Annotated in this window: 20 protein-coding genes, 2 pseudogenes and 1 riboswitch; of the genes and pseudogenes, 18 read left to right on the forward strand and 4 right to left on the reverse strand. The window is 50.0% G+C overall.

All coding sequences use genetic code 11. From position 1 onward, the window contains the following. Position 1 precedes the first annotated feature (1 nt). From GC56T3_RS01115 to GC56T3_RS01125, 3 genes are all read left to right on the forward strand, one after another. Positions 2 to 1,147, forward strand: a complete 1,146-nt coding sequence (locus tag GC56T3_RS01115; RefSeq protein ID WP_013144023.1) for an ABC transporter permease — start codon at positions 2 to 4, stop codon at positions 1,145 to 1,147. Between the two features lie 211 nt (positions 1,148 to 1,358). Further along, positions 1,359 to 2,042 carry an N-acetylmuramoyl-L-alanine amidase gene (locus GC56T3_RS01120; protein WP_013144024.1) on the forward strand — a complete coding sequence of 228 codons (684 nt, stop codon included), beginning with the start codon at positions 1,359 to 1,361 and terminating at the stop codon, positions 2,040 to 2,042. Positions 2,043 to 2,175: 133 nt separating this feature from the next. Further along, positions 2,176 to 3,501: a S8 family peptidase gene (locus GC56T3_RS01125; RefSeq protein ID WP_013144025.1), complete on the forward strand. Its 1,326-nt coding sequence runs from the start codon at positions 2,176 to 2,178 to the stop codon at positions 3,499 to 3,501. 17 nt (positions 3,502 to 3,518) lie between these two features. On the opposite strand, the gene GC56T3_RS01130 is transcribed toward GC56T3_RS01125, so the two are convergent. Continuing rightward, positions 3,519 to 5,483: an LTA synthase family protein gene (locus tag GC56T3_RS01130; RefSeq protein WP_013144026.1), complete on the reverse strand. Its 1,965-nt coding sequence runs from the start codon at positions 5,481 to 5,483 to the stop codon at positions 3,519 to 3,521. Between the two features lie 450 nt (positions 5,484 to 5,933). On the opposite strand from GC56T3_RS01130, the gene GC56T3_RS01135 reads away from it, so the two are divergent. The 7 genes from GC56T3_RS01135 to GC56T3_RS01165 all read left to right on the forward strand — a co-directional run bounded on the left by GC56T3_RS01135 (position 5,934) and on the right by GC56T3_RS01165 (position 14,046). Then, positions 5,934 to 7,271, forward strand: coding sequence for a TrkH family potassium uptake protein (locus GC56T3_RS01135; protein ID WP_013144027.1), 1,338 nt, complete (start codon positions 5,934 to 5,936; stop codon positions 7,269 to 7,271). Between the two features lie 150 nt (positions 7,272 to 7,421). Continuing rightward, positions 7,422 to 7,561, forward strand: a riboswitch (cyclic di-AMP (ydaO/yuaA leader). A 104-nt stretch (positions 7,562 to 7,665) separates the two neighbouring features. Continuing rightward, on the forward strand, positions 7,666 to 9,501 hold the full coding sequence (locus GC56T3_RS01140) for an APC family permease (protein WP_013144028.1): 1,836 nt from the start codon (positions 7,666 to 7,668) through the stop codon (positions 9,499 to 9,501). A 105-nt stretch (positions 9,502 to 9,606) separates the two neighbouring features. Further along, entirely contained in the window at positions 9,607 to 10,245 is a 639-nt protein-coding gene (gene ytaF, locus GC56T3_RS01145; RefSeq protein ID WP_013144029.1) for a sporulation membrane protein YtaF, read from the forward strand. Between the two features lie 65 nt (positions 10,246 to 10,310). Beyond that, positions 10,311 to 11,294: a sporulation protein gene (locus GC56T3_RS01150; RefSeq protein WP_013144030.1), complete on the forward strand. Its 984-nt coding sequence runs from the start codon at positions 10,311 to 10,313 to the stop codon at positions 11,292 to 11,294. Positions 11,295 to 11,442: 148 nt separating this feature from the next. After that, positions 11,443 to 11,949 carry a spore coat protein gene (locus GC56T3_RS01155; protein ID WP_013144031.1) on the forward strand — a complete coding sequence of 169 codons (507 nt, stop codon included), beginning with the start codon at positions 11,443 to 11,445 and terminating at the stop codon, positions 11,947 to 11,949. A 153-nt stretch (positions 11,950 to 12,102) separates the two neighbouring features. Beyond that, a complete protein-coding gene (locus tag GC56T3_RS01160) occupies positions 12,103 to 13,041 on the forward strand; it encodes an ROK family protein (RefSeq protein WP_013144032.1) in 939 nt (312 codons plus the stop codon). 183 nt (positions 13,042 to 13,224) lie between these two features. Beyond that, positions 13,225 to 14,046 (forward strand): undecaprenyl-diphosphate phosphatase, encoded by an 822-nt coding sequence (locus tag GC56T3_RS01165; RefSeq protein ID WP_013144033.1) that lies wholly within the window; start codon positions 13,225 to 13,227, stop codon positions 14,044 to 14,046. Between the two features lie 644 nt (positions 14,047 to 14,690). Here the strand turns inward: GC56T3_RS01165 and GC56T3_RS01170 are convergent. Then, positions 14,691 to 15,083, reverse strand: a complete 393-nt coding sequence (locus tag GC56T3_RS01170; RefSeq protein WP_049775706.1) for a response regulator transcription factor — start codon at positions 15,081 to 15,083, stop codon at positions 14,691 to 14,693. A gap of 385 nt (positions 15,084 to 15,468) precedes the next feature. On the opposite strand from GC56T3_RS01170, the gene GC56T3_RS01175 reads away from it, so the two are divergent. The 3 genes from GC56T3_RS01175 (at position 15,469) to GC56T3_RS01185 (ending at position 18,984) form a co-directional block, all read left to right on the forward strand. After that, a complete protein-coding gene (locus GC56T3_RS01175) occupies positions 15,469 to 16,836 on the forward strand; it encodes a DDE-type integrase/transposase/recombinase (protein WP_369769990.1) in 1,368 nt (455 codons plus the stop codon). 429 nt (positions 16,837 to 17,265) lie between these two features. Continuing rightward, positions 17,266 to 17,970 (forward strand): hypothetical protein, encoded by a 705-nt coding sequence (locus GC56T3_RS01180; RefSeq protein ID WP_013144034.1) that lies wholly within the window; start codon positions 17,266 to 17,268, stop codon positions 17,968 to 17,970. 222 nt (positions 17,971 to 18,192) lie between these two features. After that, the gene (locus tag GC56T3_RS01185) at positions 18,193 to 18,984 is read left to right on the forward strand and encodes a hypothetical protein (protein ID WP_227456675.1); all 792 of its coding nucleotides are present in this window, start codon (positions 18,193 to 18,195) and stop codon (positions 18,982 to 18,984) included. A 239-nt stretch (positions 18,985 to 19,223) separates the two neighbouring features. Here the strand turns inward: GC56T3_RS01185 and GC56T3_RS01190 are convergent, their stop codons facing one another. After that, positions 19,224 to 20,693: a transposase gene (locus tag GC56T3_RS01190; RefSeq protein WP_083778745.1), complete on the reverse strand. Its 1,470-nt coding sequence runs from the start codon at positions 20,691 to 20,693 to the stop codon at positions 19,224 to 19,226. Between the two features lie 162 nt (positions 20,694 to 20,855). Between GC56T3_RS01190 and GC56T3_RS01195 the strand changes: the two are divergent. Beyond that, positions 20,856 to 21,326, forward strand: a pseudogene (locus tag GC56T3_RS01195) (transposase); the annotation flags it as partial. Positions 21,327 to 21,443: 117 nt separating this feature from the next. Further along, positions 21,444 to 21,623: pseudogene (locus GC56T3_RS20250) on the forward strand (transposase); the annotation flags it as partial. 538 nt (positions 21,624 to 22,161) lie between these two features. On the opposite strand, the gene GC56T3_RS01200 reads toward GC56T3_RS20250, so the two are convergent. Continuing rightward, positions 22,162 to 23,235: an undecaprenyldiphospho-muramoylpentapeptide beta-N-acetylglucosaminyltransferase gene (locus tag GC56T3_RS01200; protein ID WP_013144036.1), complete on the reverse strand. Its 1,074-nt coding sequence runs from the start codon at positions 23,233 to 23,235 to the stop codon at positions 22,162 to 22,164. Positions 23,236 to 23,613: 378 nt separating this feature from the next. On the opposite strand from GC56T3_RS01200, the gene GC56T3_RS01205 reads away from it, so the two are divergent. From GC56T3_RS01205 to GC56T3_RS01215, 3 genes are read left to right on the forward strand one after another with little or no spacing between them, the layout of a single operon-like run. Next, positions 23,614 to 24,342 (forward strand): polysaccharide deacetylase family protein, encoded by a 729-nt coding sequence (locus GC56T3_RS01205; protein WP_013144037.1) that lies wholly within the window; start codon positions 23,614 to 23,616, stop codon positions 24,340 to 24,342. Between the two features lie 10 nt (positions 24,343 to 24,352). Then, positions 24,353 to 24,949 carry a DedA family protein gene (locus GC56T3_RS01210; protein WP_011229731.1) on the forward strand — a complete coding sequence of 199 codons (597 nt, stop codon included), beginning with the start codon at positions 24,353 to 24,355 and terminating at the stop codon, positions 24,947 to 24,949. A gap of 12 nt (positions 24,950 to 24,961) precedes the next feature. Beyond that, positions 24,962 to 26,104: a galactosyldiacylglycerol synthase gene (locus GC56T3_RS01215; RefSeq protein ID WP_013144038.1), complete on the forward strand. Its 1,143-nt coding sequence runs from the start codon at positions 24,962 to 24,964 to the stop codon at positions 26,102 to 26,104. Positions 26,105 to 26,294: the final 190 nt, after the last annotated feature.

Consider the following 26,294-nt stretch of genomic DNA (forward strand, 5'->3'; position numbering starts at 1 on the left):
GGTGAATGACGTCATCTGGTTGGTGAGATATACGTTAAAGCGAACGTTTCGTCGGAAAATCAATTTTTTGCTCTATTTCGGCACCCCTTTGGCCGCGATTCTGTTGTCCTTGTTTGCTTACGGAAGCTCCCCGGCCAAGGATGTGCGCATCGGGGTGGTCAATGAGGATCATGGGCGGATTTCCGATGATACGATCCGTTTTCTGAAAAGCCTTGATCATCTCTCCGTGAAAAGCGTGAAGTTATCAGCGGTCGATGAGCAAATCACCTCGCAAAAGATGGATGGCGTGCTGATTTTTCGCCAAGGGTTTTCCGAAAGCGTTCAGCACGGCCAGCCCCGGCCGATCAAACTCGTCTCGCTCAAGGGAGCGGAAATCACGATGTTCATCAAGTCGTACTTGCATGAATACATCGATCATCTGGCGATATTGGGGCGATTGGCCAATGGGGATCGCGATCTCTTTTGGAAGATGTATGAACGGTATCAACAAGCGCCGTTCCGCTTGTCCGTTCACTCGCTGTCCGACACAGCCAAACAAAAAGGGGTCACGTATCAAACGATCGGTTATTTGGTCATGATTATGTTGATGTCAGCGGGAAATTTGACGGAGATCATCATCAAAGAAAAAGAAGAGCGCACCTATTCTCGTTTATTGACGACGCCGATTCAGGCGAGAACGTATGTGTTATCGAATATCGTGGTGAATTTGTTGATTATGACGGCACAAATCATCGTGACAATCGTGGCAATGAAGAACATCTTTCATATTGATCCTAATATTCCGATGTGGCAAATGGCCCTGGTGCTCCTGCTTTTCTCTTTATCCGCGATCGGCTTGTCTTTGATTACAGTGATGTTTGCGAACAGCTCTGCTTCCGCCGGGGCGCTGCAGCCATTGATTACTGTGCCGACATGTATGCTGGCTGGCTGTTTTTGGCCGGTCGAGCTGATGCCGAAATTTTTGCAAAAAGCGGCGTATTTTATGCCGCAGCGGTGGGCGCTCGATTTTTTGGTAAAGCTGCAGGAGGGGCGCTCTTTTGGAAGTTTGTATTGGCATCTGTTGATTCTTCTCGCCTTTGCGCTGACCTTTTTCCTTCTGGCTGTTTACAAGTTTAGCCGAAGCCAACAGAGTGGACAGTTTGTATAATGCCCAGCGGTCTATGTTTTCTTGTATGGCTGTGTGGGGGGCTTTCATCATATCGAACAAGTCGATCAGCGGGAATGTCAGGTGCAGTCGTTCTTTTTGACTGCGCCTTATTTGTTGGCCCTGGGGAAGTATCCATGGCATTTGGGAGTGCCACGCTTATGCTAATAGTGCCATATTCCTAAACGACGAAGGATGTGAAAGGAGAAGAAAGATGGTCAAAATTTTTCTCGATCCAGGGCATGGTGGGAACGATGCCGGCGCGGTCGGCAACGGGTTGTTGGAAAAAGACATTACGTTGTTTATCGCTCTCGAAATCAATCGTCTGCTGCAAAGTGAGTATGAAGGAGTTTCCGTGCAGTTGAGCCGGACAAAAGATGAAACGGTGCCGCTTGATGAACGGACGGACCGGGCCAATCAATGGGGGGCGGATTTATACGTCGCGATTCACGTGAATGCCGGTGGCGGCACTGGGTATGAAGATTATATTTATGATCGGCTCGATGACGATTCGGCAACAGCCCGCATCCGCGATGCCATTCACGAAGAAGTCATCAAGTCTACAGGATTTCGCGATCGCGGGAAAAAGAAAGCGAATTTTCATGTGTTGCGGGAGACCGTGATGCCAGCCGTGCTCACGGAGAACGGATTTATTGACCGGGAAGAGGATGCGAGAAAACTGAATGATACCCGTTTTTTGCGCATGGTCGCCCGCGGGCATGTGAATGGGTTGGAGCGGGCGCTTGGGCTGCGGAAAAAACAAAAACCAGCATTGACCCGCGTCATTGTTGATGGGACGCAAGTCGGCGCATTTGCCAAACGGGAAAACGTGCTTCGTCAAGTCGAGCAGCATTTAGGGAGAGCCAGACAGATTGTGCTTGAACAGGTGGAAGAATGATAGAAAAAGCTTGCTTCGTTTCGTTTTGACGGGGCAGGCTTTTTTTCGTTCGTTCGTCCTAGTGGAACTGCCGCTTCCTTCTTTGTCTGCGCGTCATATGAGTATAGCGACAAACGAAAAGAGGAGGAAGAGCATGTTTGGCCATTCCATCGTGCAGCTCGTCCGCCGCCATGCGGGACGGCTTGACCGTCCGCTTCGTCATGTGCTCGTCAATATGTATAAACCGATGATGCATATGCCGTGCGTTTTTCACCACTGGCTGGAGAGATGGATGCGGAAATGGAGGACCATTCCGGTTCTCGTTCAAGTAGAGGATGAAGCCGGAATCGAAGCGGTGGCTGCGGTTGAGCAAGGCCATCTGCGCATGAAAGTGCATCACCGCTTTCGCCATGCTCCATTTTGCAGCGCCAGCGTGACGCCGGCGGCGCTCGAGCAGCTGCTCGAGCATCCGAAAGTGAAAAAAGTGTACCTTAACCGGCAAGTCAAGGTGCTGTTAAACAATGCAGTGCCGTCGGCCAATGCGAAACGCGTGGCGGTCAACGGGACGGAGTTGAGTGGAAAAGGAGTGACGATCGCTATTGTCGACACGGGGATTTACCCGCACCCGGACTTGGAGGGGAGGATTGCCGCCTTTGTCGATTTTGTCAATGGGCGTACGACGCCATATGATGACAACGGACACGGTACGCACTGCGCCGGCGATGCCGCTGGGAACGGGCGCATGTCCGATGGGCTGTATGCTGGACCGGCGTACGAGGCAAACCTTATCGGCGTTAAGGTGCTCGACCGTTCAGGAAGCGGGACGCTGGAAACGGTTATGCGCGGCATTGAATGGTGCATCGATTACAATGAAAGACATCCATCGAAACGAATCGATATTATTTCCTTATCGCTAGGAGGGGAGCCGCAACCGTTTCCGACCGAAAATGACGACCCGCTCGTGCAGGCGGCGGAGCGGGCGTGGGAGCAGGGGATTGTCGTCTGTGCGGCGGCCGGGAATGAAGGGCCGAGTTACGGCACGATTGCCAGTCCGGGCATTAGCGACCGTATCATTACCATCGGTGCTCTTGACGATCATGATACGGCGGCAATGCGCGCCGACGATGATGTGGCGTCGTTTTCAAGCCGAGGGCCGACGGAGTACGGGGTGACAAAACCGGATCTCGTCGTCCCAGGGGTCAACATTATTTCGCTTCGCGCCCCGCGTTCATTTCTTGACAAGATGAATAAGCAAAGCCGGGTCGGTGACCATTATATATCGATGTCCGGCACGTCCATGGCGACGCCGATTTGCGCCGGCATTGTCGCGTTGATGCTTCAGGCCAAACCAAATGCAACGCCGGATGAAATCAAGCGGGCGTTAAAAGACGGCGCCGATTTGTGGAAAGGGCGCGACCCGAACGTCTACGGAGCCGGCTATGTCAACGCCAAACGCGCTGTCGAGCTGCTGCAGCGCTAGAAAAAAGAGGGAGGCGATCATTGATCGCTTCCCTCTTCATTGTCTTCGCGGTTGTTATAATCGTATTTCGACGGATCGACCGGCTTGAAGCCTTTCGGTGTATAGAACCGGAGCAAATCGCCGTAGACGACTTTATCCGATAGGTCAAGCTTCGTACGGACGATTTGTTCGAGCCGCTGAATTTCCGGCGTGCTTTCAACAGGTTCGCCTGTTTTCGTGTCATAGTACTTGCCGTTGACCGCTGTCACCTTCGGCGTGACAAAGTCGCCGTTGCGGAACGGAACGATTTCTTGATGTTCAGGTGACAGCAAATCCGTTCCAAAATGGACGTAATTTTTTGTATCAATGCCCAGCAGGTGCAAGACCGTCGGCAACAAATCGATTTGGCCGCCAAACTCGTGAATGACGCCGCCTTTTATGCCCGGCACGTGGATGAACAGCGGCACCCGCTGCAATTGCGCATGTTCATACGGCGTAATTTCTTTTCCTAAAATTTGCGCCATGGCTTTGTTATGATTTTCCGAAATGCCGTAATGGTCGCCGTATAAAATGATGACCGAGCGGTCGTACAGACCTGATTTTTTCAAGTAGTCAAAGAACTCTTTCACTGCTTCGTCCAAATAGCGTGCCGTTTGGAAATAACGGTCGACCGAGCCGTCGCCTGTCGTTGCCGGCGGGATCGTCGCATCTTCCTCGCTGATCGGGTATGGGAAGTGATTCGACAGCGTAATAAATTTCACATAGAACGGTTCTTTCAATGTTTCTAATAGCGGGATCGACTCCCGGAAGAACGGTTTATCTTTCAGACCGTAGTTCAAGACGTCCTCGTCGTTCATATCGTAGTAGCTGGCGTCAAAGAAATGGTCAAAGCCGAACGACTTGTAAATTTCATCGCGGTTCCAGAACGTTTTGTAGTTGCCGTGGAAGACGGCGCTTGTATAGCCGTATTGGTGCAAAATGGCCGGAGCCGCCTGATACGTGTTTTGTCCTTTCGTCGTAAAGACAGCGCCTTGCGGCAAGCCAAACAGCGAGTTTTCGAGCATAAACTCCGCATCCGACGTTTTCCCTTGTCCTGTTTGATGGAAGAAGTTATCGAAATAGAACGTGTTCGGATCGCGGGTGAGCGAGTTTAAGAACGGGGTGACTTCTTCACCGTTCAACTTATAGTTAATCACAAAGTTTTGCAGCGACTCTAAATGAATGTAAATGACGTTTTTCCCTTTCGCCACGCCGAAATATTTCGGGTTCGGTTTGGCATACGTCGCCTGCACATAGTTCAGCACGGTCGTGATGTCGCTTTTGTTTGCGAACGCCCGCTGCGTCGATGATTTCATGCTTTGGAACGCATCGTAAATCAAATAGTTGTACACGCCTAAATATTTGACGATATAGTTGCGGTCGAACGTTCTTGTCAAGAGCTGCGGGCGGTCGGTCTCAGCGAGCGCCAAGTTGATGCTGAACATAAGAATGGCCGAAGCGAAAATGGCGCCTTTTTTGAATCGGCCGGCCTGCACTTCCGGGAGCGAGAATCGCTTCGAGAAAACGATCACCGCCAAAATGATCGTATCCAAGAAATAGAACACGTCATACCAGCGGAGCAACTCCCAAATGCTTCTGCCGAGATCGCCGAAGTTTTTCGTTTGCGTCAACGTCGGGAATGTAATAAAATCGCTGAAAAAACGATAATAAACGATATTGGCGTATAGAATGAACGATAAGATGAAATTAATAATAATGATCCATTTGTACACACGCGTTTCCTTGGCCAACAGCGCCAACCCAAGGAAGAATACCGCCGAGCTGATCGGGTTGATGAACAATAAAAACTCCTGCATGGAGTTGCTGATGCCAAGGTTAAATTCCGCTAAATAGGCGGCGTACGTCTTCAACCAAAATAAGAGCACGGCAAAAATAAAAAAGCCAATGTATTGGTTAGGGAGAGAACGACATTTTTTCAACCATTTTTCCCAAATTGCCTTCACGTCCTCTTCTCCTCCTTTGCCTCGTATTCTTAACGATGCTTCTATGTTTATATCAACAGCCGTTGCCCACAGCAACAGACATTTTATTCTTACATGATTTTACATCGGAACGTCTCCATGTCAAGTAGCATAATACGTCTGTTGCCAAAAGTCAATGGAATGTTTTTATGGGACTGGTGCAAGCCCCCTTCCGCGCTTCAATGCCTGTGTGGTCCCAGTCGGACTGTCATTCGCCATTCATATAGACGAACGGAGACGGAAAAGGTTTCAATGCATCCACATTCTTGAAGTCGGTGGCCATGCCCTTTATCCATTTTATTATGCAGAAAGAATGTTATGATGAAAATGGTTTAGAGTACCCGAACAAGCTTGTTTTTGGTATATTTTTTCTATGCATCATCCACAACTATAAAGAGGCGATTATGTGAGCGAGGGGGAAGGGATGGGGCTTTGAATGCGAACCGTAAATTTTTCGATCCGCCGAAAGTATTAGTGTCCGGCTTTGCCTTGATTATTTTGGTTGGAGCTTTCTTGTTGATGCTGCCGACGGCGACCGTTGACGGAAAAGGACTTCCGTTTTTAGACGCTTTGTTTACGGCGACGTCTGCTACGTGCGTGACCGGACTTGTTGTGGTTGATACGGGGACGACGTTCACGTTGTTCGGCCAGCTGGTCATTTTAGCGCTGATCCAAGTGGGCGGGCTTGGATTTATGACATTTGCTACGTTGTTTGCCTTTTTGCTCGGCAAGCGGATTTCCTTGAAAGAGCGGTTGTTGCTGCAAGAGGCGCTCAATCAGCTGAGCATCGAAGGGATTGTTCGGCTCGTGAAACGCATTCTCGTTTTTACCGTCGTCATTGAGGGCATCGGCGGATTGCTGTTGGCGATTCGTTTCTCGTTCGATATGCCGTTTTGGAAAGCCGTGTACTTTGGGTTCTTTCATGCGATTTCCAACTTTAACAACGCCGGCTTTGACTTGATGGGCGAGTTTCGCAGTTTGACCGGCTATGTGGAAGATCCGGTCGTGAGCCTTGTCGTGCCGATTTTAATTATACTGGGCGGCATCGGATTTATTGTCATGAATGAAGTGTATGAGTACCGGCAAACACGGCGGCTGTCTCTTCATACGAAGGTGGTGGTCATCACGACCGCATGGCTGGTGTTTGCCAGCATGGCGCTGATATTGCTGCTGGAGTGGAACAATCCGAAGACGATGGGGCCGCTGTCGCTCTCAGGCAAGTTTTTGTCCGCGTTTTACCAAGCGGTCACTCCGAGAACGGCGGGCTCGAATACGCTTAACATCCCGGATTTGACGCAACCGACGCTGTTTTTGATCGTTTTTCTCATGTTTGTCGGCGCTTCCCCGGGTTCGACGGGCGGAGGAATCAAAACAACGACATTTACGACCTTGCTCGGCGCGGTTTGGTCGCAAATCTGCGGGAAGGAAGACGTCATTTTGTTCCGAAAACGAATCGTCTACGATACGGTATACAAGTCGCTGACGGTGACGATGAGCGGATTGTTTGTCGTCATGCTTGTGACGATGGTGTTGACGATTACCGAAAAGGGAAAAGACTTTTTCATGATTTTATTCGAAGCGACATCGGCGTTTGGGACTGTTGGACTATCGATGGGATTAACGCCTGAATTGTCTCCGCTTGGAAAAGCGATCATTATTTTCACGATGTTTGCCGGCCGCGTAGGCCCGTTGACGATCGCTTATGCGGTCACGCTGCGCCGTCAGCCCGATCCGTTCCGCTATCCGAAAGGGAAAATGATGATTGGATGAGTGAAAAACAGAAAAATGTCGGGAGCGTGAGCGAAGGGAAGATAATAAAGAAAAAATAAGCCCAAAAGCCCAGAAACTCGCTGTTTTCCTCCTTTTTCAAGGTTGGCGGAGGGACAAGCAAAGGGGTAAGATATGGAAGCAAGAATAACTTGATACGATGCGCTGAATCCGGCATGGAGCGGGGGACCCGATTTGGCAGCGTCTGCTGTCTTGGGGTGAATCCGAAAGGACGGGCATCTCTCCGAGCCCGAACCCGACAGCTAACCTCGCAAGCGCTTTGGGGAGGGACGAGTATGACCTTAGAACATTTGTAGCCGTTGAGTGCGTCCTCAGCGGTTTTTTCTTTTGAATCGATGAGTCAACTCTATATGCTGCTTTAGGGAGGAACGGAAGCATGGCTTCGTTAAAACGTTTGTTGATTGGGAAACCGATGGAAACGAAACAGTTGAAACATGAAAAATTGCCCAAGTGGAAGGCATTGGCCGTTTTTTCTTCCGATGCCCTGTCATCGGTGGCTTACGCGACGGAAGAAATTTTGCTTGTGCTTGCTTTATTAGGGACAAGCGTCTTTTTCTATTCGCTGCCGATCGCGATGGCGATTTTAGTATTGCTCTTGTTAGTGACGTTGTCGTATCGGCAAATTATTTACGCGTTTCCGTCTGGAGGCGGGGCGTATGTTGTCGCCCGAGACCATTTGGGGACGAAAATCAGTTTAGTGGCTGGGGCGGCGCTTATGATCGATTATATCTTGACCGTCGCTGTCAGCATCAGCTCCGGCGTCGCCGCGTTGACATCGGCGTTTCCGGGGTTGCTGTCATGGAAAGTGGAGCTCGCTGTCGCTCTTGTCTTGCTTTTGATGGTGCTCAATTTGCGGGGCATTACCGAATCCGCGACGGTTTTCGCCTATCCGACGTATGTGTTCATTGGCTTCGTTCTTGTGATGATCGCTGTCGGTGGGTGGCAGTTGTGGCATGAAGGATGGCATGGGTTTACGATGCATGAGCATGCGTCAACCGCTCACATGTTTGCGTCCGGTTACAGCTTGTTTATTTTGCTGCGCGCCTTTTCGTCGGGATGTTCGGCGATGACCGGGGTCGAAGCCATCAGCAACGGCGTGCCGGCGTTCCGGCCAGACAGTTCAAAAAACGCCGCCATTACCATGGGATGGATGTCCGTGCTGCTTGGCACGATGTTTTTAAGCATCACCGTGTTGGCGGCAGGGTTTGGTGTTACCCCGACTGAGCATCAGACGGTCATTTCGCAAATCGGGCGCCATGTATTTGGGAATGGTCTTTTTTTTTACTTGTTTCAGCTGGCGACAATGGTCATTTTAGTGCTCGCAGCCAATACGAGTTTTGCCGGGTTTCCGCAGCTGACGTCGATTATGGCGAAGGACGGTTTTTTGCCGAGAAGCTTGGCGGCCCGGGGCGATCGCCTCGTGTTTTCCAATGGCATCATTTTGTTGAGCGTGCTGGCGATCGTATTGATCATCGCGTTTCATGCCAAAACTCATTCGCTCATCCCGCTTTACGCGGTCGGCGTATTTCTTTCCTTTACCATCGGTCAGAGCGGGTTGATTAAAAAATTATGGAAACGGGAAGAAGGACGGAAGATCGGCGTGCTGCTTACCGTTGGAACGGGAGCGGCTGTCACCGGGATGGTCACGCTCGTCACGATGGTCGCCAAATTTACGCAAGGAGCCTGGATCGTTATCGTGGCGATTCCGTTGTTTGTCTGGATGTTCAGCCGAATTCATGAACATTACAAAAAACTTGGCGAGCAGCTGCGGCTTGACGAACGGGAGTGGCAACAGCGCGAGAAACTGTTGAAACCAAAAGTCATTATTCCCATTTCCGGCGTCAGCAAAGTGGTCGCCCAATCCGTTCAGTACGCTCGCAGCATTTCCGACGACATTACGGCACTGTCGATTATTTTCGACGAAAAAGACGAACAAAAGCTGCGGCAAAAGTGGGAGAAGTTTTATCCGGACATTCCGTTGAAAGTCATCTATTCACCGTACCGAACCATTTTGTCGCCATTGTTAGAATACATCACGAAAGCGGAAAAAGAAGCAGACCGCGCGCCGGTGACGGTGCTCTTGTCTCAATTTATCGTGAAAAAATGGTGGCATACATTTTTGCATAACCAAACAGCCATCATCTTGCGCTTTTTCTTGATCATGAAAAAAGATGTTGTCATTGCGACATTGCCGTATCATTTGCGGGAATAATGTCGAGAAAAGGGGAAACATTTCCCCGGAAATCGATGCGTGTCGAATGGCAAGAAAGTCCCCTCTCCGTACGGAATTGCATATCGTACGGCAGGGGGGATTCATATGTGGTTATGGGTGTCCATGATTTTGCTCGCTTTCAGCGTGAGCATGGACAGCTTGAGCGTAGGCATTACGTATGGAATGGGTGGTGTCCGTTTTTCCTTCTTTTCGTTGGCGCTTATCGCATCCATGTCCGGGGCGGTGGTGTTTGCATCCATGAACATCGGCCGTCTGTTGGCGCTTTTTTTGCCGTTGCAAGTCGAGCGAGGGCTTGCTTCAGTCATTCTCATTGCGCTTGGCGGTTGGGCGATTTATAACGTCTATAAGCCAAAGGGAGATGGAAGCGATTCATCTATGGAATCTGATGGAGCAGGGGAGGCTAACCGATTCAGCGGCGCTGTTCAAGTATTGAAACGCCCCGAACTTGGCGATCTTGATCGTTCAGGCACGATCAGCCAAAAAGAAGCGGTGTTGATCGGGCTTGCCCTGTCGATGGATGCGTTTGGCGCCGGGATCAGTTCGTCGCTTTTGCATTTTCCTCCGCTTTCGTTTGCCCTGTTAGTTGGCGTGTTTAATCTCGTGTTCATCCGCGTTGGCTTATTGTTGGGGTACATGGTGTCGAAAACGGGAATCATGAAAAAGGCAACAATGCTGCCTGGGGTTGTGTTGATCGTCCTAGGGTTGATCAAATTATTTCGGTGACACCATTTTGGCGGCTTGTTCGTAATTCAAGTGTGAAATTAGGTTGATGAAAGGAGAGAGGTTCGATGTGGAAAAAGTTTTTATCGAAATTCGGCATTGGCGCTGCCAAAGTGGATCTTGTGCTGCATCGCCCTCATGTGCGCCTTGGTGAAACGTTGGAAGGGGAATTTTTGCTGGAAGGTGGTTCGGTCGCCCAACACATTCGGAACCTAGATGTCGTATTGCAATTGGAAGTGCACGCGGAAGGAAAGGCATATCGCCGAACCGCAGCGGTGATCCCGGTCGCTTCTTCGTTTACGATTCAGCCCGGTGAGCGGAAAGTGCTCCCGTTTTCGTACGCACTGCCGCTCCATTTGCCGATCAGCCGCCCAACGGTCCGTTATACGTTCGTCACCCGGCTGGATATTGCCGATGGGGCGGATGCATATGACCAAGACGCCATTCACATTTTGCCGCCGACGGCCTTGGAGCAAGTGTTTTCCGCTTTGGCCGCCCTGGGATTCCGGGAGAAAGCGACATCCGGAAGCATTACGCCGCATGGCCAGGAATTTTCGTTCTTCCCGACGAGCGAATTTCAAGGGATCGTCCAAGAAGTCGAGTTTTTTGCCCTCGTCGAGGGAGAAGGGGTGCGTTTGTATATGGAGATCGACGTCCGTCACGGCTTTGGCGGGGAACGCGAAATGAAACGGGAGCTGTTGATCACTCACGAACAGCTTCGCGATTCGGCGACGGCAGCCCGTCTGCTTCGAGAAGCCATCGAAGAGGCGGTGCGGGCGGCCGGGGCGTTCGGCCAGCTGAGCGGGCATCCGTTGGCAACGCCGCATTCGCCTATTTATAGCCATCCAGTTGGCCATTATCCACCCGTCCATCATTCGCATCATGGCGGACATGGGTGGGCTGGCGCCATTGGAGGATTTGCGGCCGGGATGTTGGCGGGAATGGTGGCGGAAGAGTTGCTTGACGATGTGATCGATGATGTCGCTGACGGGTTGGACGTGGATGATTGGTTTGATGGCGGCGATGGATTTGACGGCGGGGATCTGTTGTGACAGTGACTGAGGAAGGCGTTTCGCTTTTCGCGGGACGCCTTTTTTTGCTGGTGCGGGAAGCTTGGACAATAGTGACCATTTCCTTTTGGCAGGCATATACAGTAAATGGAAATCAACCAATGAAAAACAAGGGGAGAACGTGATCCATATGCATGGACAGATGCACGGCCATCGCCATTTGGCTTGGCATGAAACGTTGGAGCTGCATGAACTGATCGCTTTTCAAGCAAACGGGCTCATAAAAATGAAAAAGGCGGTCGGCAAAATCGACTGTCCTGAATTAAAAGGATTGTACCTTGAGACGATTCAAGGGCTGGAAACGAATTTGCGCGAGCTGCTTGCCTTCATTCCGGCGGCACCTATGATGGAAGAAAGCCGCGACCATGATGATGGCGACCGCGCCTTGCACGCTGGCGATTTGCTTGGCTTTTCAAAAACGGCAGTGCGTAATTATGCTGCTGCCATTACCGAGGCGGCGACGCCGGTGCTGCGCAAAACGTTTGTGAAGCATCTGCTCAAAGCCATTGACACGCACGAAAAAGCGTTCAACTATATGTATGAACGCGGCTATTACCCGGCATATGACCTTGCCCAGCTGCTGCATAACGATGTTCGCAATGCGCAAAAGGCGTTGTCAATGGGATATGAACGATGATGAAGGCGAGCCGCCCCCGCCTAACGGGGCGGCTTCTTTCCTTGCAGCGGGGAGGAGCGGATGGACCGACGGCGAATACATAAAAGCGGAGAAACAGCTGAGCCTAATGGAGCTAGAAGAGAGGAAAGATCATAAACGAAGGAGGCGTCATCGGTGCGTTACTATATCGTTTTTGATATTGGCGGCACATATGTCAAACATGCCGTCATGAACGAGCATGGCGACTTTTTCGAAAAGGGGCGTTACCGTTCGGAGCGGCATGACTTTCATCAATTTCGCGATGACTTGCTTAACGTCGTCCGCCAGGCGCAGGCCAACTATCCACTTTCCGGCATTGCGATCAGTTCCGCAGGAAGCGTTGACAGCGATCTTGGCATCATCGGCGGAAGCAGCGCATTGCCGTGCATTCACGGCCCAAACTTTAAAGAAGTATTCGGCGGGGCGATGGGCCTGCCGGTGGAGATGGAAAATGACGCGAATTGCGCGGCGCTTGGCGAGTTATGGAAGGGGGCGGGACGGGGCTGCCGCGACATCGCCTTTGTCATTGTCGGCACCGGCATTGGCGGGGCGATCGTGAAAGACGGACGCATCCATAAAGGGGCGCATTTGCACGGCGGGGAATTTGGCTATATGTTGATGGATGTCCGCTATAAGAACGGAAGGATCGAATGCAAAACATGGAGCGAACTGGCGGCGACAAGCGCGTTGATCCGGATGGCGGCTGAGGAAAAGGGGATGCCGGAGAGGGAGCTGGACGGAGAAAAAGTATTTGCGTTGGCCGAGAGCGGCGATGAAGCCGCGCAAAAGGCCATTGACCGGTTTTATTTTTCATTGGCCCAAGGGATTTTTAACTTGCAGTACGCATACGACCCGGAAAAAATCATTTTGGGCGGGGCCATTAGCAGCCGCCCCGATTTCGTCGACGAAATCAACAAGCGGCTTTCGGTGTTATTGTCGCTCGTTCCCATTGCCAAAGTCCAGCCGGTGGTGGAGACGTGCCAATTCAAAAACGATGCGAACTTGCTCGGCGCTTTGTATCATTACTTAGAGCGGCGCGGGGAGTTAGGGGAAGCGTCCGGCCCGTCCCATTAGGCAGCAACAGGAAGTCGATGATTCTGTCTCGAAAACAAGGTCGCTGACTAGAAAAAGCGCGGGTAGTACAAGACAAAGATTTGTAGTACAATAGAGCAGGCGCGGCCAAAAGCGGAGTGTTATTCCATCCGCTTGGCCCATATGTATAGAAAGGACGACCCCGCGCAGAAAGGATGGAAGGACATGCACTGGATGGAATTATGGAAGGCGATCATTTTAGGGATGGTCGAAGGGCTGACCGAGTTTGCCCCTGTTTCCTCGACCGGCCATATGATTATTGTCGACGATCTTTGGCTGAAATCCACAGAGTTTTTAGGCAAGTACGCGGCGAATACATTTAAAGTCGTCATTCAGCTCGGCTCGATTTTAGCTGCTGTGGTCGTGTTTAAAGACCGATTTCTCGACTTGCTTGGCGTTCGCGGCCGCCATCCGGGCGGACATCCGCGCCTTAACCTCATTCACGTCATCATTGGCCTGCTGCCGGCTGGGGTGCTCGGCGTCTTGTTTGAAGATTACATCGATGAACATTTGTTTTCGACAAAAACGGTGCTGATCGGCCTTGTGCTCGGCGCGTTGCTTATGATTGCCGCCGACAAATTCGCCAAAAAAGCCGCGCGGACGCAGACGGTCGACCAAATTACGTACAAGCAGGCGTTTTTTGTTGGTTTGATGCAATGTTTATCCTTGTGGCCCGGCTTTTCCCGCTCCGGCTCGACGATTTCTGGCGGGGTGCTTGTCGGCATGAGCCATCGCGCCGCCGCCGATTTCACGTTCATTATGGCTGTTCCGATCATGGCTGGGGCGAGCGGGCTGTCGCTGTTGAAAAACTGGCAATACGTCACCGCCGCCGATATCCCGTTTTTCATCGCCGGTTTTTTTAGCGCCTTTGTCTTCGCCTTGCTCGCGATCCGCTTTTTCCTTGAGCTCATCAACCGCATCCGCCTCGTGCCGTTTGCGGTGTATCGGATCGTGCTGGCCGTTGTCATTTATTTCTTATACTTCTAGTCGTGCCGCCTGGCGGGGTTGTTCCGACGGGCGGTTTTCGTTTGACGGGAAGTGAACACGGGAAGGCAGCAACAAACAAACATGAACGCATGTTACACTTCAGCCTTGAAAATGACTGCTTGTATATACATCCATTTTATAAGGGAGATCATTTAACTGAAAAATCCTGTTCTCCAGCAATGTTTTTTTAAATTAAAAAACCTTCTAAATCCGGTGTTCCGTCTTCGTAGAGAACCATCGATGGAAAAGGACAGGTTTTTTAACCACTCTTTTAGAAGGCCGGTGAATTAATGAAAAAGGCAACTCATCCCAACTCTTTTTCAATTAGAGAAACTTTGTCAGATCTGTTCTCCTTGCTGATCAAATACGGCTGGTTTGAGCAAAAAACTTGTTTTTCACCAGCCTTTTAGAAGAAAAATTAGCGTTTTCCACAATTCAATCATCCAAACAATCCGAGTTCGATGGCTTTTCCCACCGCTCCCGCCCGCGACTTTACATCAAGTTTTCACAAATATGGGAGATACGTGGTGCTCCACGGTTCGTTTACTGACTCACATTTCGCACCCTGAATAAAAATTTGAAATAAGCCCGATTTGACCGAATAAAAATTAATTATTTTACAATTTTTGTATAAAAAATTATATTTATGCGAATATTCTGGTCGTTTTTTGTATATTATGCAAAGGTTGCGAAATATGAGTACTGATGTTCAGTTGTTCGCCGATTTCGCTATTCGTTTTGTCTCTGGCAATGAGATCGAGAACGGCCAACTCCATTTCGGTTAGGGACGAACGATCATGGAAAACGAGATGGGTCGGAAATGATTTCACCCCTCGATGGCTTTCCCGAATGGCGTGAATAAGTGTTTCGACAGAGTCTTGTTTGGATACAAAGGCATAGGCGCCTGCCTCGTAGGCGGCGTTCATGCACTCCAAACAATGAGATCGAGACAAAATCACGACTTTGCATGCAGGAAATAATGATGCGATTTTCCTTATCCAAAGGAGGCCGTTTTTCCCTTTGAAGCGAATGTCCATGACAATAATGTCAGGCTGATGTTGAGCTTATTTTCTGCTCCAAGTCGGTCGGAGAGGAAACGGCGCCCATCACTTCCAAGTCTAACTCACGTGCCATCCATGACAAGACAATGATCATCCACTAGCAGGAACTTTGATCTTCACAATTTCTTCCCTCCCCCCCCCCCGTAAAGGTATTGTCAAAAGTGTATCCTCCACACTCACGGTTTTCCCTTGAGTTTCAACGGTTGAACGAAAAAAAGCTTGCCACCCCCGTTGTTTTCGGCCATCATTGAGGTAACGACACCCAACAGCCAAAACAAAGGAGTGACAAGCTTTGTTACCTCAATGATTAGCCTATTTGCTTCAAATCATCAAGACCCAATATCAAATCATTGTGTATTTGATGGGTGTGATATTGGGAAAATCCTTGAATCTCGAGGACTTGGACGAACCCATCCAAAAGCCGTGCCGGAAACTTCAGGTCGATGACCTTCCCATCATCGATGTGCCGGAAACCCTTGATTACCGGAAGCTGTTGGCGGACTACGAAGCCCAGCACGGACGTCCTTTACGGCCCATCCAGCGCCGCGCGAATGCGAAACACCGTGTTCCGGATTCGTTGACCTGCCCTCGCTGCCAGGCTCCCTCTTCTTACCTGTACGCCAATAACGGCGGAAACGGGCAATACCAATGCAAAGTGTGCCAATGCCGGTTCAACCACCGAAATCGGTTCACCAAGCAAGCGGTCTTTCGCTGCCCGCACTGCAAAAAGACGCTGGAAAAAATCAAGGAACGCAAAGAATACCACATCTATAAGTGCAAGAACAACGATTGCCCGTTTTACCAGGCCAACCTTCGCCGGATGACGAAGAAGGAGCGCCAACAGTTTCAACAGGATCCTCAAGCCTTCAAGGTGCGGTATTTGTTTCGAGAGTTCTTGTTTGACTTTCTCCCGTTGGCTTCCTCGTCGCTCATCAAGCCGAAGGTCGATTTGTCCCGGCTGGCTGCGTCGCCGCACGTGTTGGGGCTCGTGTTGACGTACTACGTCAACTTTGGGATGTCCTCGAGGGAGACCGCCGCCGCCATGAAGGACATCCATGGCGTCTCGATCTCCCATCAGACGGTGCTCAACTACGCCAACAGCGTCGCGCTTTGGATCAAGCCCTTTGTCGACCGGTTCCCGTATGAGCTGTCCGGTTCGTTTTGCGGGGACGAGACGTATATTCGCGTCAAAGGGCGCTGGCATGACCTGTTCTTTCTATTTGACGCCGTCAAAAAGATCGTGCTGTCCTATCGCGTCTCGCCCAACCGGGACACGCTCTCGGCCATCAAGGCCATCGATGATGTCCTGAGGAAGCTGGCGTCCCTCCCAGACGACTTGTCGTTCGTCGTGGATGGCAACCCGATTTACCGGCTGGCGCAACACTTCTTTGCCCAGCACGGGATTTCGTTTGACGTCCGCCAGGTGATCGGCCTGACCAACGAAGATCCGGTCTCGGAAGAGTTTCGCCCTCTCAAGCAGATCATCGAGCGATTCAACCGGACTTTTAAAGGCAACTACCGCCCGACCCATGGGTTCGGTGCGGAAGAAGGCTCGGTGTCCTTTGTGACGCTGTTTGTGGCGTATTTCAACTTTCTGCGCCCGCATAGCGCGCTCGAGGGCCGGGTGCCGGTCGTCATCCCGGAATTGGCGGATCTTCCGCATATGCCGGCCCGGTGGACGAAGCTGATCGCCATGGCACAAGCGTTTCTCCAACAAGAGGCGGCCTGACTTTTTTGTCCTCCGGAGCCCGTTGAACAGAACTCCTGCCGGATTCGGCGAAGCGAACCCTTGACCAACCGAACACCGCCAAAGGTAACATTCGGTCATGGCAAGGGCGGCTTTCTTATTGCCTTCTTTTTTGTCCCCGTCGCCCTTGACGACTCTTCCGCACCTTTGGCGGGTGTTGGTCAAGGGCGAATCCGGCTCTCCGCATGCCCAATGATGCTCAATGGGATGGCCTGTGTGGAGTTTTCATAAAACTTTTGACGCTACCCCCGTAAAACATTGTGAGTGGCTGTTTATTTGGTTGAAACACGGGTTGCTGTGGAAAACGATGGAGTTTTACAGGGGGATGAACGATGTGCCGTTTTGTCCAATGAGGCCGTCTCTCTCAGCCTAATCCATTAACTAAATTTCAAAAAATAGGTATTTTCCGCAATGAAATTTGCGGAAAATACGGATGTTTTTTCGATTTTATTTTGGTACAGTAAGGGTGAAGCCGGCCGGCTTGATAAGATAATGAATGAGGAGTTGTTTATTTTGAAAAAGGTAAAAGTATTAGCATTTTCACTCATCGGAGCATTGTCCATTTCTATAGCTACAGTATGCTTTGCTGCTGAAGGGGATGTGTTAACGGCAAAACAACAACAAGAAATCAAGGCCATTCAATCCTATCACCCAAGTATCAAGGGGATTGATCTTAAACATCCAGAAACTTGGAATCTTAAACAGAATGTAGGCATTCAAGTACCAGTTCAAAGTTCGGGAAAAGTGTCTTCAGGACAAGTTTCCACGTCATCAACAAGTACAGAATTTGTAGGGGCCAAGGGTTATACCTATGTAGTAGACGAAGGACTATATTATGAAGGCGTTCATGGTACAATTCCATATCAATTAACTCCAGTAGTAGTGGTTAATGCTTGGTTAGGAAAACAATCACCATCTGCTTCAGAAATTACATGGGTAGACAATCAGGAAGAGATAAAATATGCAACAAAGAGTGCTGCTGATGTTACAACAGGTACAAACAAAAAGGCAAAAGGTTCTGTAGGGACACTTATATATGGAGAAGCTGCTCATTCCATAACCTTTTTAACTGGAACTTATACTTCTACAACAAATGACGCCAAGATTATTGAATAATTATAATAATTAGAAAGAAGAGTTATTTCTCTTCTTTTCCGTTTATAGAAAGGTATTTGACTTATGACAATAAGTAATAAAACAGGATTTTTAATCATAATACTTTCAATGCTACTATCTTTTTTCATCACTTTGTATATCGTTAAAGGAAACCATCAGGAAACAGACGGGAGGCCGAAATTGAAACAAATATATAGCTATACAGACATAAGAGAAACTAGTATGACTACAAAGCTGGATTATATAGTTGACTCTAAAAAATTGTTATACACTGTAGATCAAGATGGCAAGTTTGAAGCAACTTATACTTTAAAACATAATACTAGAACCCCAGAGAAAATGGTTTTTTATATCTTAATGGAAAATACTAATACTCCAATTTCAGTCAAAATTAATGGAATACAGAAAAAGTACCATGTCATGAAAGTACCCAAAAAAGGAAAAGTCTCCGTTACTTTTACCATTAGCAATGTGCCTAAAGGTAATCATATTGTTTATTTATTTACTGAAATATATGAAGAGGATCTAAACAGTAAGAATCCAGTAGAAAAACACAATATTCAAACATTCATGTCTTTCTATTATTTCCAATTAAAAGGTAAGGAAGGAGTGACAAAGGCAATTTCTCAAAAATCTATTAAGCCAATTTCTGTTTTAAAAGCTGACGCTAAAAAAGACCATTCATTAAAACTATTTAAAGATGAAAAACTATCAAATGAAATATTAGATAGTATTACTAGAGGAATGTATTATCTATCATTTAATAACTCAGACGAGTTTAATATGAGAGCTAATATGTATGTTCTTAATGATTATGAAGTTCAAAACAATGACCCAAATTCAGTTGATATTGCCCCATTCACAAAAGCGGTTGTTCCTATTGACCTTTCAAATATCAAAAGCAATAACAGTATACGAATAATCATGATCGGAATCCCTGAAAAGAATAAGACTGAAGCGCCGTTTCCAGTAAGAGTTGCGTTTAGTACTATGCGTTTTCAAGTTTTACGGTAATGCAACACCCGTAGAAGATAGCGCTGAAAAAAGCAGAATCAAGCGATATAGAGGAGAAGAGTGATATGGGATGGCATTGGAGGGGAGCGCGAATTATAGGCACATGGCCATCTTACAACATATTGCTGCAATCCGTTCAAGCCATTCAGGAACAAATGTTTACCCGAGTTCGACAGTTTTGAGGCCACTTTAGGCAAATGAAAATGGCCAAAATGTTGTTGGATTTCGCGATACCGATCCTAGAAGGCCGGTGAATTAATGGGGCATAGACTTCCCTCATGTCGAATTTTGGAGGCCATTCTCCCCGCCATTTGGCGCCAAAGGATGGGAAGACGAGCAGGACTTCCTGCTCCCAATTCCGTTTTTGCGCACGCCAAAGAGCCGGTCCCCCCTTGTTTTTTTCGAAACCGGCACAATCGCTTCAGATTTTGCACGACGGCGGTCAACAGCGCCTGTTCTTCCATGGCGTAAAGGCCCCGGCTTCGGGCCCGGTCCAGCCCATGACATTCCTTCCCTTCGGCGAACACATGCTCACAACGCGTGCGAAGGGCTTGAATCGATCGATAACCGCCCTGTTGCTGAATGAGCCTCGCTTGGTTGCGAATCTGAACGTCTCGGACTTTCGCCTGGCGTTGTGCTTCCTGAGCGGGATCCTTCGCCCGGCGCTTCCAGGTTGGAATCTCCTCCATCTCCTTGCGGCGCAGCGACACGAGCGGCGTGATGCCTTGGATGAAGAGCGCTTTCAAATACTCCGTGGTGCCATACGCTTTGTCCGCGGACAAGGTCCGAATCGTGATCGACGGGTGGCGAAACCGAATCGAAGCCAGCTGCTCCAAACTCGTCTCCCGTTCCGCCGTTCCGGTGGCGAGGCTGGCCCGTCTGGACAAAATCACGCGCGACTGGACATCGATGACGTCGTGCACCAGATACCGAGGATACGCTTCCTGTCCTTTGCCTTTCTTGTACAACCGGGCATCCGGATCCGTCACGCTTCGATGGGTTTGGTTGGAAAACCTGGTTCCACGGAAGTTTCCTCGTTCTTCGGCATGGACGCACTCCCCTGATGGGGGAGACGGAGAGGGCGGGGCGTCATCCGGATCCCGTGACTCGGTCTGTTCATCTTCCTGGGCAGTGCGGGCGAGGTAGTCTTCCGACGTTTCCACCGGAGCGAGCTTGACTTCCCGCAAGCTGTGGATCGAAGCATTCGCCCGCACTTGGGTGCCATCGGCCGCCGCATGCACATCCGGCGAGACCAGACCCGCCGCGATGCACTGATCCACCACGTAGGTCATCAGCCGATCAAAGATTCCGTGTTGGCGCCAGCGTTTCCGTGTTTTGACGAGCGTCGTTCGATCCGGCAGTGTGGGGTGATGAGGATCCGGATGGAGCACGGATTCAAAGTCGAGACCGCAAAACCACAAGTATCCGGCATGCATGGGGAGGATCTCATACAACTCCCGCTCGGAGTGGTCGAACAAATACGAGAGCAGCATCAGGCGAAGCAGCCGTTCCGGATCCGCCGCCGGGCGACCCGTTTTTTCCGTGTACAGGGGAGCCACCCAATCGTGAATGACGGAAAAGTCAACCGCTTCGTTGATTTGGCGCAGGATATGATGTGGGGGAATCAGGTCCTCCATGTCGATGACTTGAAACAGCCGAGGCTGAGTCGAAGGGTTTTTGGGAGCTTTCATGATCCGCTCACGCTCCATTCCAACGATTTTTCTTCCTTTTTCGACACAAGCCCCCTAAATTCCTGCCTCAGGGTGTACTTTTTCACCGGCCTTCTAGAAAAAAACGCTGAATTTCATAGGCACAAGACTTGACAATTTATCCTTTTAAAAAAGCCCGATATCGTTTGTAATATAGACTCGCATATCAAAGAAATCATCGTAGGCGACGGAGAAGCGCGTCAGCGCTATGTTCTCGTGTATAATCCCAGCGAAGCCGAGCGCCAACGCAAGGAACGGGAAACGCTGCTCGAATCGCTGAAAGAGGAGTTAGAGGGGCTTCGCCAACTCCCCAATGAAGCTCATCATAAGGCCACCTGCCGGCTGCGTTCCCCTCCGTCCTACGGAAAATACTTGCGTCAATTGAAGGATGGAACGCTTCGCATCGACAAGCAAGCGGTTCGTGAAGCGGAAAAGTACGATGGCAAATATTTCATCGGAACCTCCGATGACACCTTGTCTGCCGAGGATGTCGCCATAGGGTATAAGCAGTTGGTGGATATCGAGAAGGCCTTTCGGACGTTGAAATCAACACTCGAGCTGCGCCCTATGTATCATCGCTTGGAAGACCGCATCCGGGCGCATCTGCTGCTCAGTTGGTTGGCTCTCTTGCTGGGGGTTGTCCTAAAAGGTTGTTTGCCTTTCCACGAGGCACAACATACTGTTTTCTGAGTTGGTGTCATGCTTATATACAGGCGTGAGAGAAGGTGCCCCATAGCTTTTGGGACACCTTCTCATGAATCGTGGCCGGAAGTAAGAGACGAATGCGAACGTCTCATGCTTGGACATTTTTCTTCCAAAAACGGCGACCTTGATCAACGAACCGAACTGACGGCCAAACAAGCGCTATTCCTTGCGGCTCTAGGGCTGGAGCCTCCTCCGAAGATCCTAGGCATCCATCCTCGCGCCTAGATACACGCCCAAAGTGTGCCCAAATGTCTCTCGTCCCTTTTGCCTCAAGGGGCGAGAGGCATTTTGTTTGCCTAGTGACTGTCGAACTCGGGAAAAAGATTCTTGCTCTTATTCTGTACTATAAGTTATAATACAGTCAAATCACTTTAGGTGTAGCCCCATCGCATAGACAAGTTATCGAGAAGACATCATTATTTCTGTGCGGCCTTATTATGTTTATTGCAAAATAAAAATGCAGATATCTGCAGAGAATTTGGCTTAGGCCAACTTTACATGGAGAGGGGGGCGTGATAGCCTTTTTAGGCATAGCCAGCCCTTGATATTGCCGGCTTCCTGGCTTTTTAATCACGCCCCCAGAGGCTCCATGTCAAGTTGTAATTCTCTGCACTTTTCGTCGCGAAACTCTGTATTTTTTCTTTGCAGAAAACACCTTATTATTTATTTTAAATGAATTGTGATCGGCTTGAGCCGGTGTGAGGAAAAAACAAGGCGATGCCGAAAAACGGCCGTGGTTGGCCGCATCGGACATCGCCTGTTTTTACCGGCGGGCGGTGTCTTGAATGATTGCAAGCAGCGTTTGCAGCGGATCGCTTGCGCCGGCTTTCTCCATGTTTTTTCGGTAGCGGTCTTTGTTTTCATATAGGCGGTGAATGGCGGCTTGCAGCGATTCGTTCGTCAAGTCCTCTTCCATCAGCACTTCCGCATAGCCTGCTTTTTCAAACGAACGGGCGTTTAGGATTTGGTCGCCGCGGCTTGCCGCTTTCGAGAGCGGGATGAGCAGCATCGGCTTGCGCAAGGCGAGCAGTTCGAAAATGGCGTTCGCCCCGGCGCGGGAGACGACGATGTCGGCTAAGGCCAGTAGGTGGGGCAGCTCTTCGTTGACGTATTCGAACTGTTTGTATCCTTTTTGGCCTGTGAGGCTTGGGTCGATGTTCCCTTTGCCGCAAATGTGGATGATGTCAAATTCGACAAGAAGCGTCGATAGGTTGGCGCGCAAGGCGTCGTTAATTTTTTTCGAGCCTAAGCTGCCGCCCATCGCCAGCAAGACCGGTTTTTTTCCGTCGAACTGGCACATCTTCCTCCCTTGTTCGGCGTTGCCATCCTTCAACTCTTCGCGGACGACGGCGCCGACGTAGACGGCTTTATCGGCATTGACGTATTGCTTCGTTTCCGGGAAGGTGAGGCAGATTTTTGTCGCAAACGGCATGGCGATTTTGTTTGCAAGCCCCGGGGTTAAGTCAGATTCATGGATCACCGACGGCACACCGTTCAGCCAAGCGCCTAGAATGACGGGAACGGAGACGAATCCTCCTTTTGAGAAGACGACGTCCGGTTTTTCTTTTTGGATCAGGCGGTACGCCTGCCAAACGCCTTTCAGCACGTTGAATGGATCTTTAAAGTTTTTCCAGTCAAAATAGCGGCGCAGTTTTCCGGTCGAAACCGAATAGTACGGGACGCCGTCGATGCGGCCGATAATCTCCCGTTCAATCCCTTGATGAGATCCGATGTAAACGATATCCCATCCAAGCTCTTTCAATTTCGGGATGAGGGCGACGTTGACCATCACGTGGCCGGCTGTGCCGCCGCCGGTTAAAATGATTTTTTTTCGCAATGCGGATCACCTGTCTTTTTTTAATCGCTCGTGTATCGTTATGTATTATAGCAAATTCCACCGAGCTTCGGGAGGAAACCGAGCGGTGGCGCTTTTCGTATAGTAAGGAAACTGGACGGTCTGCATGAAATTTTCATGATTTTCTGTTCGATTTCTCATTTGTTTGTTATATGATAAAACATCTACAGCGTGATGATCTCGAATATATATGAGTTGCAATCAAGAATTTTCGATTTTTCGTTTCTGTTTTATCTCCATACAAGTCGACTTTGATATAACGTGGCGAACGATCGGCTGGATGTAAAACAAAATTAAAGTTCATTTTTCTATTTTCAGAGAGAAGAAATATTGGTAAAGTACAATCAAGAGGTGAATGCCATGTGGGCTTGGCTGTTCGTTTGTTTCATTGTGGGAATTGCCATTTATGGGATTGTACCGACGATCATCATTCGCAAAAAGCGGGTGCGTTTGTTTCGGGAGGGAACGGCATCCGATTGTCTGGCGCTGACGTTTGATGACGGCCCCGACCCGTATTATACGCCAAAGTTGCTTGATTTATTAAAGAAATATGGCGTGAAGGCGACGTTTTTCGTTGTCGGCCGCAAAGTCGAGCGCTATCCGGATATTGTGCGGCGGATGGCCGAAGAAGGCCATGAAATTGGGATTCATAATTACCGCCACATCAGCAATTGGCTGTTGCCGCCGCTTTGGTTGGATTGGGGGGTGCGCCGCGCCGCCGCGGCGATTGAGCGGGCGACGGGCCAACGCCCGGTGTATTACCGCCCGCCGTGGGGGCATTTTAACGCTTGGACGCCGATCGTGCAAAAGCGGTATACAACGGTGTTATGGTCGCATATTCTTGGCGATTGGAACGAAAAAATTGGTACAATGGAATTGTTCCGCCGCTTGCGTTCGTCCATACGCGGCGGGGCGGTGATTGTGCTTCATGACAATGGGGATGCGTTAGGTGCTGACAAACGCGCGCCAGAGCAAATGTTGTCAGCGCTCGAGTTGCTGTTTAAGGATGAAGCAGCGAAAAAGATGCGTTGGGTGACGATTACGGAACTGAGAAATGTGCAAACTAATACACAAATCTCGGCGATGTAGTGGGGGAGCTATGGATACAAGCGTATGGTTGCCGTATGTCCAGTCATATGGATATGTGATGCTGTTTTTCTTTTTGTTTTGCGGCATTGTCGGCATTCCGGCGCCGGAGGAAAGCTTGCTCTTTTTGGTCGGCGTGATGGTTGCCAAGGAGCAGTTGCTGCTTGGACCGTCGCTCGCTTCATGCTGGGGCGGGGCGATGGCCGGCATGGTGACGGCATACGGCGCCGGCCGGTGGTGGGGGGCGCCGTTTGTGCAAAAGTACGGCAAGTGCGTCGGAATTACGGCTGAACGTTGGGAGCGGGCTCGCCGATGGTTTGGCCGCTATGGCAAATGGGGGATTTTATTCGGCTGCTATGCTCCCGGGGTGCGGCAAATTTGCCCGTATATGGCGGGAGTGAGCCGGTTTCCGTTCGGGCCGTTTTTGTTGCTGTCGGCGCTTGGAACGGCAGGTTGGGCCGTTCCGTTGACCGCGGCGGGGCTTTGGCTCGGCCAGCGCATCCATATCCCCCTGATTTCTTTTCCTCTTGCCGGTTTGGCGTTGTTTTTGCTTTTTTTGCTTGCGGCATGGGTTGGGCAGCGGAGGCGCAAAAAATCTTTCGAAAGCTAAAGGGTGCGATCGATGATGAAAGTATTGTTTTTGCCGCTGTTTCAAATGAATACGGGACACCATAAAGTAGCCGATACGTTGATGGATTTTTTGCGCCGCCAGTTTCCGGCGGTCGAAAGCAAAAAGATCGATTTTTTGAGCTATTGCAATGAACTGATGGAAAAAATGGTGTCAGAGGCCTACTTGCGCTGGATTCGCTCGCATCCTGCTTCGTACCACCGTGTGTACAAAAGGCTGATGTACCAAGAGCCGCCCCGGTTTGAGTTCATTTCGTTTGAGCCATGGCTGCCTTATTTTGAAAGCAAAATGAAAAAGATGGTGGAAGAAGAACAGCCGGATTTAATCGTCTGCACCCATTCGTTTCCGTCGCGCATTTTGCAGCGGCTGAAGCGAAAACGGGTGCTGACGGTTCCAGTTGTCAATGTCTACACCGACTTTTTTATGAACAGCATCTGGGGGAAACGGTTTATTGACTATCATTTTGTTCCCCATCAAGAGGCGAAATGGGAGCTGATCACGAAGTACGGGGTTGACAAAGGACGCATCATCGTCACTGGCATCCCAGTGCACGATGTGTTTATGAATCGGTCGGAAGCGAGACGCAAGCGGCAGCCTGCTCATGTGCTTGTCGCCGGTGGAAACCAAGGGCTTGGCAATATGCTGGCGTTTTTGCGGGCGGCCCGCACGTCAACGTTGTTCCGCTATTCGGTGCTGTGCGGCGCCAATCGCCAGCTGTACGAGGAAATCGCCAGCTGGCAGCTGCCTCATATCCGGCCGCTTCCATACATCGCTGACCCGGAAGAGATGAATCGGCTGTATGAAGAGGCGGATGCCGTCATTACGAAACCAGGCGGGGTGACGGTCAGCGAGTTGCTTCATAAGCGCATTCCGATTTTTACGATCGATTGCTTGCCTGGGCAGGAGCGCATCAATTTGCAATATTTACAGCAAAATGGTCTCATTTATCATTTGGTCGGGCCAGAAAGCGGCGAGCAGCACATGCTTCGCTTGTTGATGGATGATGTGGAGAAAAACCGGTTTTTCCGCCGTGTGTCTGATTATTTTGCCGGCGTGGAAAAAACGGGGCAAGAAGCGCTCGCCGAAGTGGTAGCGGCCATGCCGCAACGCATGGCTTGGCGCGTGTTGCATCCGTAGCGACAGAAGGTGTCCCAAAACGGTCGGGGCACCTTTTCTTATTCCTGTATATACGTGTAAAACAAATGCTGGAAAACGATATGTTGTGCTTTGTTGAAAGAAGAACCACCTTTTTAGACACCCTCACTTTTTTGTTCCTTATCGCTTATGGGGGGGTGGCGAAACAACCTGCATCGTACATATAAAATAT

It is taken from the genome of Geobacillus sp. C56-T3 (genome assembly GCF_000092445.1).
Lineage (GTDB): Bacteria > Bacillota > Bacilli > Bacillales > Anoxybacillaceae > Geobacillus > Geobacillus thermoleovorans.

What these genes read in the sequence shown, in the direction of transcription:
- GC56T3_RS01165 (WP_013144033.1), top strand. Translation starts at nt 13,225, where the DNA reads ATGCACTGGATGGAATTATGGAAGGCGATCATTTTAGGGATGGTCGAA.
- GC56T3_RS01125 (WP_013144025.1), top strand. Translation starts at nt 2,176, where the DNA reads ATGTTTGGCCATTCCATCGTGCAGCTCGTCCGCCGCCATGCGGGACGG.
- GC56T3_RS01155 (WP_013144031.1), top strand. Translation starts at nt 11,443, where the DNA reads ATGCATGGACAGATGCACGGCCATCGCCATTTGGCTTGGCATGAAACG.
- GC56T3_RS01170 (WP_049775706.1), bottom strand. Translation starts at nt 15,083, where the DNA reads ATGGACATTCGCTTCAAAGGGAAAAACGGCCTCCTTTGGATAAGGAAA.
- GC56T3_RS01185 (WP_227456675.1), top strand. Translation starts at nt 18,193, where the DNA reads ATGACTACAAAGCTGGATTATATAGTTGACTCTAAAAAATTGTTATAC.
- GC56T3_RS01140 (WP_013144028.1), top strand. Translation starts at nt 7,666, where the DNA reads ATGGCTTCGTTAAAACGTTTGTTGATTGGGAAACCGATGGAAACGAAA.
- GC56T3_RS01205 (WP_013144037.1), top strand. Translation starts at nt 23,614, where the DNA reads ATGTGGGCTTGGCTGTTCGTTTGTTTCATTGTGGGAATTGCCATTTAT.
- GC56T3_RS01180 (WP_013144034.1), top strand. Translation starts at nt 17,266, where the DNA reads ATGAAATTTGCGGAAAATACGGATGTTTTTTCGATTTTATTTTGGTAC.
- GC56T3_RS01190 (WP_083778745.1), bottom strand. Translation starts at nt 20,693, where the DNA reads ATGGAGCGTGAGCGGATCATGAAAGCTCCCAAAAACCCTTCGACTCAG.
- GC56T3_RS01120 (WP_013144024.1), top strand. Translation starts at nt 1,359, where the DNA reads ATGGTCAAAATTTTTCTCGATCCAGGGCATGGTGGGAACGATGCCGGC.
- GC56T3_RS01175 (WP_369769990.1), top strand. Translation starts at nt 15,469, where the DNA reads ATGGGTGTGATATTGGGAAAATCCTTGAATCTCGAGGACTTGGACGAA.
- GC56T3_RS01215 (WP_013144038.1), top strand. Translation starts at nt 24,962, where the DNA reads ATGATGAAAGTATTGTTTTTGCCGCTGTTTCAAATGAATACGGGACAC.
- GC56T3_RS01210 (WP_011229731.1), top strand. Translation starts at nt 24,353, where the DNA reads ATGGATACAAGCGTATGGTTGCCGTATGTCCAGTCATATGGATATGTG.
- GC56T3_RS01150 (WP_013144030.1), top strand. Translation starts at nt 10,311, where the DNA reads ATGTGGAAAAAGTTTTTATCGAAATTCGGCATTGGCGCTGCCAAAGTG.
- ytaF (WP_013144029.1), top strand. Translation starts at nt 9,607, where the DNA reads ATGTGGTTATGGGTGTCCATGATTTTGCTCGCTTTCAGCGTGAGCATG.